10 protein-coding genes and 2 pseudogenes are annotated in these 12,110 nt (G+C 40.5%); all 12 read right to left on the bottom strand.

What is annotated here, in order from left to right; genetic code table 11:
* Positions 1-24: 24 nt before the first annotated feature.
* The 12 genes and pseudogenes from AC3ZVC_RS12280 to panB all read right to left on the bottom strand — a co-directional run bounded on the left by AC3ZVC_RS12280 (position 25) and on the right by panB (position 12,032).
* Positions 25-555: a YpoC family protein gene (locus tag AC3ZVC_RS12280; protein ID WP_490068724.1), complete on the bottom strand. Its 531-nt coding sequence runs from the start codon at positions 553-555 to the stop codon at positions 25-27.
* Positions 552-1,208, bottom strand: coding sequence for an endonuclease III (gene nth, locus AC3ZVC_RS12275; protein WP_490068721.1), 657 nt, complete (start codon positions 1,206-1,208; stop codon positions 552-554). The genes AC3ZVC_RS12280 and nth overlap by 4 nt, the downstream gene beginning before the upstream one ends.
* 48 nt (positions 1,209-1,256) lie before the next feature.
* A complete protein-coding gene (locus AC3ZVC_RS12270) occupies positions 1,257-1,967 on the bottom strand; it encodes a DnaD domain-containing protein (protein WP_490068720.1) in 711 nt (236 codons plus the stop codon).
* A 212-nt stretch (positions 1,968-2,179) separates the two neighbouring features.
* A complete protein-coding gene (gene asnS, locus AC3ZVC_RS12265) occupies positions 2,180-3,475 on the bottom strand; it encodes an asparagine--tRNA ligase (RefSeq protein ID WP_490068719.1) in 1,296 nt (431 codons plus the stop codon).
* A 172-nt stretch (positions 3,476-3,647) separates the two neighbouring features.
* Complete coding sequence (locus AC3ZVC_RS12260; protein WP_490068918.1) at positions 3,648-4,832, bottom strand: pyridoxal phosphate-dependent aminotransferase; 1,185 nt, start codon at positions 4,830-4,832, stop codon at positions 3,648-3,650.
* Positions 4,833-4,891: 59 nt separating this feature from the next.
* On the bottom strand, positions 4,892-5,365 hold the full coding sequence (locus AC3ZVC_RS12255; protein ID WP_490068718.1) for a cell wall elongation regulator TseB-like domain-containing protein: 474 nt from the start codon (positions 5,363-5,365) through the stop codon (positions 4,892-4,894).
* A 17-nt stretch (positions 5,366-5,382) separates the two neighbouring features.
* Positions 5,383-5,553: a YpmA family protein gene (locus AC3ZVC_RS12250; protein WP_009332715.1), complete on the bottom strand. Its 171-nt coding sequence runs from the start codon at positions 5,551-5,553 to the stop codon at positions 5,383-5,385.
* A gap of 401 nt (positions 5,554-5,954) precedes the next feature.
* Entirely contained in the window at positions 5,955-6,662 is a 708-nt protein-coding gene (locus AC3ZVC_RS12245; RefSeq protein WP_490068715.1) for a ComEC/Rec2 family competence protein, read from the bottom strand.
* Positions 6,663-6,957: 295 nt separating this feature from the next.
* Positions 6,958-9,761 (bottom strand): annotated as a pseudogene (dinG, locus tag AC3ZVC_RS12240) (ATP-dependent DNA helicase DinG).
* A gap of 185 nt (positions 9,762-9,946) precedes the next feature.
* On the bottom strand, positions 9,947-10,330 hold the full coding sequence (gene panD / locus AC3ZVC_RS12235; protein WP_490068713.1) for an aspartate 1-decarboxylase: 384 nt from the start codon (positions 10,328-10,330) through the stop codon (positions 9,947-9,949).
* Between the two features lie 12 nt (positions 10,331-10,342).
* Entirely contained in the window at positions 10,343-11,200 is an 858-nt protein-coding gene (gene panC, locus AC3ZVC_RS12230; RefSeq protein ID WP_490068712.1) for a pantoate--beta-alanine ligase, read from the bottom strand.
* Positions 11,197-12,032, bottom strand: a pseudogene (panB, locus tag AC3ZVC_RS12225) (3-methyl-2-oxobutanoate hydroxymethyltransferase). The gene panC and the pseudogene panB overlap by 4 nt, the downstream one beginning before the upstream one ends.
* Positions 12,033-12,110 lie beyond the last annotated feature (78 nt).

The raw sequence follows: 12,110 nt of genomic DNA, 5'->3' as shown, positions 1-12,110 counted from the left end.
AAACACATAAAAAGAAAAAAGCGCCTATTTTCTTCCTGGCACTTTCTTCTTTATATTTTCCAGTGTAATATGCTTCATATAGTGCTTTTCTATTTCATACATCAGTTCGGACAGCTGGATATATGCGTGGTAAGAAGCTGGACGCTCAAATATAAAATCCAGTCTTTCCTCTAGGTTAACTGGTTTTATCTTCAACTCCCCCACCTCTGCTTGAAAATTAACAGGCTTGCCGTTTGTCCAAAATAATAGCTGCAGAAATAACCCAATGGCTGTTTTTATTGGCTCTTCGGCAGCTTTTTGGTTTCGATTAGCAAAGCACTTATCAAGAATCCATTTTTGTTCTTTCCATTCTTCCTGCAGCGCAGGAATGCACTCTTCTTTTTTTTCCCAAGGTTTTAAAGCCTCTATCCCGGCATAGTATGCAGCTTCATACAAAAATGGCGGGTGAAGATGTTGGATTTTAAGCATTTTTTCGTCTGCTGTTATCTCTTGCTGCTTATTCAATAAAGGATGGCAAAGCTGAGCTGCAATGGGGATGATTAGCTGCCCATTCATTTTTCTTGCTTACCCTTCATCCGCTTTTTTCCTTCCCTGCATAGGTCCAGAAGAGGGCAAATTTCACATTGAGGATTTTGAGCCTTGCAATGATACCTTCCAAAGAAGATCATACGATGATGGGTCACGGACCACTCATCCATCGGCACCTTTTTCATTAACGTTTTCTCAACTTCTAGAACGGAGTCCTTCCAGCGGCAGAAACCAAGCCTTTTACTGACACGCTCTACATGAGTATCAACAGCAATAGCCGGGACACCGTAGGCGACAGATACAACTACATTTGCCGTTTTACGGCCGACACCCGGCAGCTTTGTCAGCTCATCCCTGTCTCGGGGCACTATTCCATTATAGTCATCAAGGAGCATCCGGCAGAGTTTTTGGATATTTTTTGCTTTATTCCGATATAGCCCAATTGAACGGATATCCTCCTGCAGTTCATCTAATGGAACCTTAAGATAGTCCTGTGGAGTTTTGTATTTTTGAAACAGATCCCTTGTCACCTTATTTACCAGCGCATCGGTACATTGCGCAGACAAAGCGACTGCTATTACAAGTTCAAAGGGATTGGAATGAATTAATTCACAGTGTGCTTCCGTAAACATTTCTCCCATTGTATCAAGGCAATATCGGATTTGTGTTTTATTTAACAAAGAAATCACCACTTACTGTTTATCTATTTTTTCCTGAATTACCATTATTTACTGTTCAAGCCAATTGTAAAAAGGAACTGACTTGGTTGTCTGGGAAGGTATATCTTCTCTTTTATTTCTTTGCTGAGTTTGGTTTTGCCTGAATTTTTTTCCGTAGCTTTTTGCCTGTTCAATTGTCTTGATGCCGTTCTTTTTCCATTCAAATAAAATTCTGTCTATATATCTGAAGTTTAGCTTACCGGACAAGACAGATTCTCTTAGTGCAGCCTTGATTATATGGGGATCATGGTGGTCATCGTCCATCCATAGTGCAAGTGTCTCGCATTCAAACGGTGAAAGCGGCCTGCCAAACTCCCTTTCAAAGCATGTATACAAGTCTGTTTCGTCTTGCTGCAGCTTAACCGCTTCTTCCTTCTTGCCGATAAGAAGAAATTGATCAATAAGCTTCTCCCAAAGCGAATCGAGATGGTATTTTTCAAAACGGATGCCATCAGCTGAATAGCTGTCTCTAATCTCAATATAGCCTTTTTGAATTAATTTTCTTAGCATCTCCGAACATTCCGCTACAGATATAGTCATGCGGGAAGATAATTCAACAGGGGTGGGAAACTCATTCCCATGTTCAATAAAGGAAATTACATGTAGTAACAAAACAAGTTCATGTTCATTCAGATTCATTTCTTTGTATTGGCTTAATAGTACTCCAGGGATAGAAATATTTCCTTCCTGAAGCCATTTCAATAAACTTTTTTTTGACATTAGGGACACCTCCTTTAAAGTATATCATGAACACAAAGGCTAAAGTGAGGAGAATAACCGGTAAGTTTTCCATGAAGTTTTATCTTGACTGGAAAGACATGTAGCCTTCTAGCTTCAGAATGTTCATTCGATATCACAAGAAGCAAAAAATCCGCGGGAGGGCGGATTTTTTGCTTTAGCTCATATTCATTTCTTCCAAGCGGGCAGTTACATTATGGATACAAACGGTTTAGCAAACGAGGGAACGGGATTGTTTCACGAACATGCTCCACTCCGCTAATCCATGCAACTGTTCTTTCCAGGCCAAGGCCGAATCCGGAATGCGGTACAGAACCGTACTGGCGCAATTCAAGATACCATTTGTATGCATCCATTTCCAAATTATGCTGCTCCAGGCGCTTCTTAAGAAGCTCAAAGTCATGGATACGCTCGGAACCTCCGATTATTTCTCCATAACCTTCAGGAGCTATCAAGTCTGCACATAATACCACATCTTCCCTTGAAGGATCGGGCTGCATATAGAAAGGTTTCAGGGATGTTGGATAGTGTGTGATAAAGACTGGCTTTTCATAGCTTTCAGCAATAGCCGTCTCATGCGGTGCACCGAAGTCATCACCCCACTGGATATCATCAAAGCCTTTTTCCTGAAGGAATTTAATGGCTTCGTCATATGTGATGCGCGGGAATGGAGCTGTAATCTTTTCTAGCTTGTCTGTATCGCGGCCAAGCGTTTTAAGTTCAATTGCACAATTTTTCAAAACGGATTGTACAATGTGGGATACATATTCTTCCTGGACTTTAAGGTTATCTTCGAATTCGCAGAAAGCCATTTCAGGCTCAATCATCCAGAATTCAATCAAATGGCGGCGCGTTTTGGATTTTTCAGCACGGAACGTCGGTCCGAATGAAAATACTTTTCCAAGCGCCATAGCAGCGGCCTCCATATATAGCTGGCCACTTTGTGATAAATAAGCATCTTCATCAAAATATTTAGTTGCGAAAAGCTCTGAAGTTCCTTCCGGTGCACTTCCTGTTAAAATTGGCGGGTCCACCTTGGAGAATCCCTGCTCATTGAAGAATTCATATGTTGCACGAATAATTTCATTTCTAATTTTCATTACTGCATGCTGGCGGCGGGATCGCAGCCATAAATGGCGGTTATCCATTAAAAACTCAGTTCCATGTTCTTTTGGAGTAATCGGATAATCCACAGCCTGATGAATAACTTCAAGCCCGGTTACTAGGAGCTCATAGCCAAAAGGTGAGCGTTCATCCGTTTGAACCTTGCCAGTAACATATACCGAAGATTCCTGTGTCACTGATTTTGCACCTTGGAAGATTTCTTCAGGGACTTCAGCCTTCACGACTACTCCCTGGATAAAGCCTGTTCCATCACGAAGCTGCAAAAAAGCAATCTTTCCGCTCGATCGTTTATTGGCAATCCATGCTCCAATGGTAACTTCCTGGTCAACATATTTATGAACTTGAGAAATTGTTGTTTTTGTCAATTTATGTTCCCTCCAAAAAATCTAAGCAATCGCTTCTTATGTATCGCTATATATTATACCTTCCAGCCCTCTGACAAGCAATAATACAGTAGTTTTCAGCATAATAAATGATATTTTTCATTAAATAAGACGGAAGAAGGCCGGATATCATCCGGCACTCCATCACTAATTATTACTTCGTATTCTTGTCAACAAAGCTATGCATACGCTCAACTGCTTTTTCAAGCAAATCGAGAGACGTTGCATAGGATAAACGGATATTTTCCGGAAATTCAAAGCCCGAGCCTGGAATAACAGCAACCATTACTTCCTCCAGTAGAGCTTTTGCAAAGTCATCAACGTTAACAAAACCTGTCAGTTCAGCAGCCTTTTGTACATTTGGAAATAAATAAAATGCTCCTTGAGGTTTAACACAAGTAAATCCTGGAATATTAATTAATTTATCATAAATGATATTTAAACGATGTTCAAAAGCTTCTCGCATCTCTGCAAGCATATCCTGCGGTCCGGCATATGCCGCAATGGACCCGTATTGTGCTGTTGTTGTAGGGTTGGATGTACTATGGCTGGCAAGATTGGTCATCGCTTTAATGATTTCTTTATTTCCTGCAGCGTAGCCAATTCTCCAGCCTGTCATGGAATGCGACTTCGATACCCCATTGATAATAATGGTTTGCTCTTTCAATTCAGGTGAAAGTTCAGCAATGGAAGTATGCTTATGGCTCCCATAAACCAATTTCTCATATATTTCATCTGAAATAATTAAAACATTATGTTTTAGGCAAACAGCTCCCAATGCCTTTAATTCCTCTGCAGAATATAGCATTCCTGTCGGATTGCTCGGCGAATTAATAATCACAGCTTTTGTTCGGTCTGTGATGCTTTCAGCCAGCTGTTCCGGTGTAATTTTATATTCATTCTCCTCTTCTCCAACTGCATAAACCGGTACTCCGCCAGCAAGTTTAACTTGCTCAGGGTAACTAACCCAGTATGGAATTGGGATAATTACTTCATCCCCTTCGTTAAGCAATACCTGAAAAAGAGTATATAAACCATGCTTTGCCCCGCTTGTAACGATAATCTCCGAAGCATCATAATCAAGTCCCTGGTCCCTTTTAAACTTGGCTGCAATTTCTTTTTTTAAAGCCGGAAGCCCTGCAGAGGGGGTATATTTTGTATGTCCTTCGTTCATGGATTGGACTGCAGCTTCAATGATATGCTGAGGGGTATTAAAATCAGGCTCCCCAGCTCCCAATCCGATAACATCATGTCCCTGGGATTTTAATTCCTTTGCCTTTGCAGTAATTGCCAAGGTTGTTGATGGTGTTAATGCTTTAACTCGTTGTGCCAGTTGAATCTCCATTGTGCTTCCTCCCATTTTTCCTGACGCCGCTCATGGCTTTTTTTAGCTCCGGCTTACAGGTTTTCGATTTTTTTCAGCCATTCTCCAGTTTTAAAATCTATATAATAATAATTTATTAAATCACCTTTGGAACGATAATGAATTTCCCATAATGGTATATTTTTCTCCATACCGAGACGCACTGACATAATTTCAGCGGGGTTTTTTTCCTGCTTAAGCCTGTTAATGGCTTCCTGGCGGGATATTCCGTCAGATTGCTTTCGCGTAATTATTTTTCCTTTTTTCTCGGGAATCCACACAAATATGTTAGTCCCTTTAGGATCTATGCCTTCGATTACATAGTAGGTTTCAGTGCCATGATATAAATGGAAATCTTCAACCTCAGTAAGATCTGTTTCCTTTTTTGCAAGCTCCACAGCTTTTGATTCAGCCGCTCTTACGGGCTTCATGCTGCTGAAGTAAATCCAACTGCCTGCGCCAATGCCAATAACAAACAAAATAAGTGTGGCTATTAAAGCTTTTTTCATTTTATAATCACTCTTTTTTATGTACGATAAATGGTAAAAATCGCTTTATTTTGGTCTTCCTGATCAAGCGCCAAGCCGAACATCAGGTCTTTTTCCTTCAAGGTTCTATTTAATGCATCCACAATTTTATACAGATCCGGGCTTTGCTGGATCTTAACTGTAGATAATACCTCAATTTTGCTTTCCATTCTGGAATTCCTCCTCAGCCTCAACAATATTTGTAACTTATATACCTTATCCTTTAGGTTAAAATATACTTACAAAGAAATACACTCTATATCAGTATAACAGCAGAAATGTTTCCTTGTATCAAACGAATATAAATTTTCTTCTAGTCCACCACGTAATGCTGCGCCATAGGCGCAGCTTTTTTCATTACGGATTTACCCTTTACAAAGAATCTCCAGGAAGAGCATTTCCTGGAGTCATATAAAGCACTATCTGCACTACTTAAATTCCTCTTCCTGGAAAATTGTAATGACTTCATAGTTAATGTCGGTAAATTTGATGGTGACAGTTCCATGCTTCCTTGTATAATATACATCAACCCACGCATCGTTTAATAGTGCGAACAAATCAGAATCCGGTTTTATTGATGATTTATGAAACAAGATGGCAATCTGCGATCCATATGTTTAACCATATCTTCCGAAATGGATCCTTCCTTGCCAAACACAGGAAGTTTTACGATATTTACATTGGATAAGTCTTTCTTCATAAATACATCCTTCGCTAGGTCACTAGTTGAATTCATGAAAAGAATCCGATGTCTGGAGAAAATAAAGGAAACATCCATTCCATCGCCTGCTTCAATCCCTTCATAAAGAACTTCAGTTTGAAGCCCCGGAAGAAGCTGCTGTTTAGTATCTTGGCGCCAGACATGAATATTAATATCGCTCAACTCAGCATTTCCCTCTTTTAATTGAGCAGCAACGGTTTCACCTGTTATGACCTGCTTAACATCATATTCTTTTATTAGCCAGACAAGGCTTGATTCATTGTACAAATCCTCATCTGTCAGAATGATTGTCGAAATCTGATTTGTCCTATAAAGCTGCAAAAGCCTTTTTAATTCATGCTCAGTCCCGGCGCCGCCAGTATTGATCAGGATATTTTGATCATTTCCATGGTGAATCAATGATGCTTCACCATCGGATAAAGAAAAAAAAGTAATAGCCAATTCATCGCTTTTAAGTTTAAGATCAATGCTTTCCACTTTAACTGGAACAGCAGGCGAGTCTTTCGGTATGTAGTACCAATTTGTAAACATCAGTAAAAAGGCGAACAACACTTTCATCTACTCATTCCTCCTACCCAATGAACAAAAGCGGAAGCGGGCATATACACCATAAGCATGAACCCTTCTGCAAAGTCATTTCCACCCTACTTAAACTAAATACCCAACAAATATAGAATGTGTTATTCATGCGAATTTATCCTGCTCGCAAAAGTCTTTCCCAATGTTCATAAAAAGGATTTAAATTTTCGATTTGTGTCGGGATTCCAAAACTACATCAACCCCCCGCAGGCTTTCTTTAATGAAGATATTCCGATGCTTACCAACAAGGGATCCAGCCGCATCAGAATATATTTTATAGCCAAGTATAAATTAATTCCACAATTTCATCAATATTGCTTTTTTGAACTGGAATAGGCGGGATGGAATCCAGAAATGCCTTTCCGTATTTTGTGGTGACAATTCTGCGATCAAAAACAACGATAAATCCTCTATCAGAGCTTGTTCTGATCAGCCTTCCAACACCTTGTTTAAAGCGGATTACGGCTTCAGGCAATGAATAGGCGGAAAATGGGTTTCCTCCCTCACTTTTGATTTGTTCATTTTTGGCCTGTGCCATTGGTTCATCCGGCGGTGAAAAAGGCAGTCTGACAATAACAAGGCAGGAAGATCCTCACCAGGGATATCCACTCCTTCCCAAAAGCTGCTTGTTCCCAAAAGGATAGCTTTATCGAATCGCTGAAAATTCCTGGTAAGCCTTGAACGGCTGCCGCTCGTAATACCCTGGGCAATAACAGCATAATCTTCCAGAAATCCTGATTCCTTTATAAGCTCATACGTTCTCCTAAGCATCTCATGAGAGGTAAACAGAATCAGCATCCGGCCTTTTGTTGCTTCAGCAATCGATATAATATGCTCCGATATGGAGGCAACATATTCCTCCAGCGGAACAGCATTCACTTCCGGCAAATCACCAGGGATAAGCAGCTTCACCTGTTCCTGATAATTAAATGGTGATGGAATTTGTTCCAGTGTGCACTCTTTTTCTTCAAGTCCAAGTTCATTAAGGATAAAATGAAAGGAATTTTTTACAGACAAAGTGGCCGATGTAATGACGGCACTTTCCTTTTCACTGAAAAATTGTTCCTTAAGGTACTCTGAAACCGTTACGGGCTGAGAATAAACTGTAGTCGCATTTTGGGCTGAGCGTGTATCTATTTCAATCCAAACAACAAATTGGGATTCGTGCATCTGAAAAATATGCTTTATATTTTCATTCAAATCTTCTAAGTCACTAAATATGGAGGCTACCTCCTCCATAAATGCCTTCTCCTCCTGTGTTAAGGAAGCCTTTAGCTGAGCGACAATCATAACCCGCCTATCAATCGCTTCCATTAAGTCTCTCAGGAGAAATCCAAATCGCTCTGCGCACGCTAAAACGGCTTTTGACTCCTTGTCACTGCCTCCGTTTATAAATCGGACAGTTAATCGGTTCATGCTTTTCTTTGCCTTTGAAAACTTTTTCGCATAAATTCCAATAACTTTAAACAGTTCATCCATTTCGTGAAAGAGATCAACTATAAGCTGATTCATTTCAAAGGAATGAATCAAATCCTCCGGGCTCCCTGCTTTCTCTTCAACCAATTTTTCAAGCTTATAAAAGAGCTGCTTTTGTTCAAACAATCCTATTTGGCTAAGCATTAGCCGTACCGTTAAATAATCAAGCTTATGGCCAAAATGTTTACCAGATGCTTTCACAAAATGATGGCCCTCATCTATAACCACGTGGCTGAATTTAGGCAAAATCGCACTTTGGGCTACCAGATCGGTTAGAAGCAATGAATGGTTGGTAATAATAATATCCGCATTTTGCGCTTCTTTTCTCGCTCTCAGATAGAAGTCCCTTGATAGCCACGATTTATCCTGTAAAAAAGCTGTCTCATCATTCTTAATTTTGCTCCAGTAAATCATGCCGCCACTCGAGAGGTTCAATTCGTCAATATCACCTGTATCCGTCTCCATCAGCCATACAAGAATCTGCATTTTACTCAGAATCGTATCATAATTATCTTCTTTATCATCCCTTAAGGTCTGAACAAATTTGGCCAGGCTGATATAATGGCTTCTTCCCTTCAGCAAAACAGCTTTAACAGGGAATGGAAGCATTTTTTGCAGCAGCGGGATATCCTTAGTTAACAGTTGTTCCTGCAGCTGTGTTGTATATGTACTAATAATGACTGTTTTGCTGTTTCCCTTCCCGTAAATTGCTGATGGAACCAGGTAAGCCAACGATTTTCCAACGCCTGTACCAGCTTCAATTAATGCATGTTTTTTATCATTGAATGCTCCATAGACGGAGTCCATCATCTTAAACTGGCCTTCTCTTATTTCATAGGAAGGGAAAGCTTTCATAAAAATTTCCTGCTTTTCCTCAATACCAAAGGGATACCTTGTACCTTCAAAATTATCAGGGTTTCTGGGGACTATCGCTTTTTTCATTGCGATTCCTCTATGTATTTCAAGAAAATCAGGCAAATACTCAATCTTGCTTTCCTTAATTAAAATGAGTTCGTCAAGCAGAATATCAAGGTCGCTTTTCAATCCGCCCGAAAGCTTATGGAGCTGTTCAATTGTTTTAAGCGGAAGGTTTTCAAGTTTCTTTAATCGGATCAATAGGAGCTCTGCAGTTACATAGGCATCGCTGTCTGCCTGATGCGGCCGTTCATGGTTCAGCCCTTCACGGTGTGCAAGATCGGATAACTTGAAGCTATCCGCAGTTGGAAAAAGAATCCTTGACATTTCCACTGTATCAAGAACAGGCCCGTAAAACCCGTTATATCCCGCCTCCAACAATTCTTCCTGCAAGAACGACAAATCAAAAAGTACATTGTGGGCAACAAAAAATGCACCCTCCAGTAAAGTCAGAACTTTTGGGGCGATTTCAGAGAAAAGGGGTGCATTCTCCACCATATCATCCGACAGTCCTGTCAATTCTTCAATAAAAGGGGGAATCGGCTGCTCAGGGTTTACATATGATGAATATTCCTCCGTAATTTTTCCGTTTTCGATCACCACAGCAGCAAATTGTATAATTTTATCGCCCTTTTTCGGGGCGTTTCCGGTAGTTTCCAAGTCAACTACAACATATTTATTACCCATGGCCTACACCTCTACATTCAGTCATTCAAACGGTATCACAAAAACGGAAAAAGAAAAAGGCAAATAGCCTTCTGCTCATTACTTTTCTTCCACCCGAACCTCTCCCTTATTCATTCATGACCTTTGCAAGTTAAATAAAAAGCACTGAACCGGCGTTCCCGGGTCAGCACTTTTTTAAAAATTTTTTATAGAACTGTACTTTCCGGCTCGGCATGAATCAAATCGGCAATCCGATTATTTCTGTCCATAATAGCCACTTTAGGTTCATGGTAAGGCACTTGTTCATCAGGAACAAGGGCATAAGAGATGATAATCACAATATCCCCTTCCTGAACAAGGCGGGCTGCTGCACCATTTACACAGATAACGCCGCTTCCTTTTTCACCAGGGATGATATAAGTTTCAAAGCGTGCTCCGTTATTATTATTGACGATTTGGACCTTTTCGTTAGGTGCCATTCCTACCGCCTCGATAATATCTGTATCAATGGTGATGCTTCCTACATAATTTAAATTCGCTTCCGTTACGGTTGCACGATGGATTTTTCCATTCATCATGGTACGAAACATGCTGGTTCCCCCTTAATTCTCTTTATTTATTGTAATAATAGCGTTATCAATCAGCCGGGCTTTGGTGAATTTAACAGCGATGGCAATAATGATCTTTCCTTCAAGACGGTCAAGTACCTTAAGGTCCGGGTAGGAAAGAATTTCGACGTAATCAATATTGCCTGTTGTATTTTTCTCAATATGTTCACTGATTTGGGCAATTATCTTCCGAGGATCTTTTTCTCCCTCTATTATCGTGGATTCAGCGATTTTAAGGCTTTGATTTAGTGCTATAGCCTCCAGTCGTTCTGCAGGAAGTAGATTGATGTTCCTTGAGCTTTTAGCCAAGCCATCCTCTTCTCTAACTGTTTCTACAGGCACTATTTCAACGGGAATGTTAAAATCTCTTACAAGCCCATCAACAACCGCAACCTGCTGAGCGTCCTTCATTCCAAAATAGACTTTATTGGGCTGTACGATATTAAATAGTTTTGTAAGAACCGTGGCGACACCATCAAAATGTCCGGGGCGGGATTTGCCGCATAATACATCGGTCCGATCCTGCACTCTTGCAATTACTGACAAAGAACCAGGATACATTTCTTCTGGAGAAGGATAAAAAATAATGTCATTCCCTTCCTTTTCCGCCAATTTGCTGTCTCGGTTAAAGTCTCTTGGATATGTGGCCAGATCTTCTTTAGGCCCGAATTGAAGCGGGTTCACAAAAATGCTTAGCACGGTCACGTCATTTTCTTTTCTGGCAGCTTTTAATAATGAAAGGTGACCTTCATGCAAATACCCCATTGTGGGGACGAATCCAATAGACTTTCCTTCACGTTTAAGCTGCAATGCTAACATTTGCATGTCTCTAACTGTTGTAATCGTTCTCATACTTTGCCTCCATACAAGCTAAGCAGTTCTTCTTCTTTCATCGTGAAAGAATGGCTATCAGCAGGGAAGATCCGTTCTTTACCTCAGCAGAATAAGCGGATAGACTATCATGAATAACAGGATTTAAGTTTTGATATTGTTTTACAAATTTAGGAACGCGATCTACACCGTATCCCAATACATCATGATAAACAAGAACCTGGCCATCAGTATCCGGGCCAGCGCCTATCCCAATTGTTGGTATTGTCAATTCTTGAGCAATCTGCTTTGCCAGCTGTTTTGGAACACACTCCAGAACAACAGCGAACGCACCGGCTCTTTCACATTCCTTTGCATCCTCCATTAACTTTCTGGCAGCTTCAGCATTTTTCCCCTGAACCTTATATCCGCCTAAAACCCCAACGGATTGTGGAGTTAAGCCCAGATGCGCAACTACAGGAATGCCCGCCTTTACTAATGACCTAATTTGCTCAATAACTTCATCTCCGCCTTCAAGCTTGACAGCATGTGCACCTGTTTCCTGAATAAGGCTTGCCCCATTTGAAAGTGTATCTTTAATGGACAAATGATAGCTCATGAATGGCATATCTATAACAATAAATGTATCTTTTGCTCCCCTTTTGACAGCCTTGCCATGATGGATCATGTCTTCCATTGTGACAGGAACCGTTGAATCATAGCCTAAAACGACCATTCCAAGCGAATCCCCCACAAGAATCATATCTACCTCAGCACTTTCTGCGTGTTTGGCAGCCGGATAGTCATAAGCTGTGAGCATTACAATTTTTTCTTCACATTGTTTCATCTTTAGAAAATCAGTTGTTTGCTTCATCTTTCATCCTCCTTATTCAGGAAGAGGAGATAAAACTTTCCCAATGAGTCCGCAGCAAGATGCCGCTCCAACCACAAA

This window comes from Cytobacillus sp. C11.1, assembly GCF_058145115.1.
This window is presented reverse-complemented; position numbering and strand designations above follow the sequence as displayed.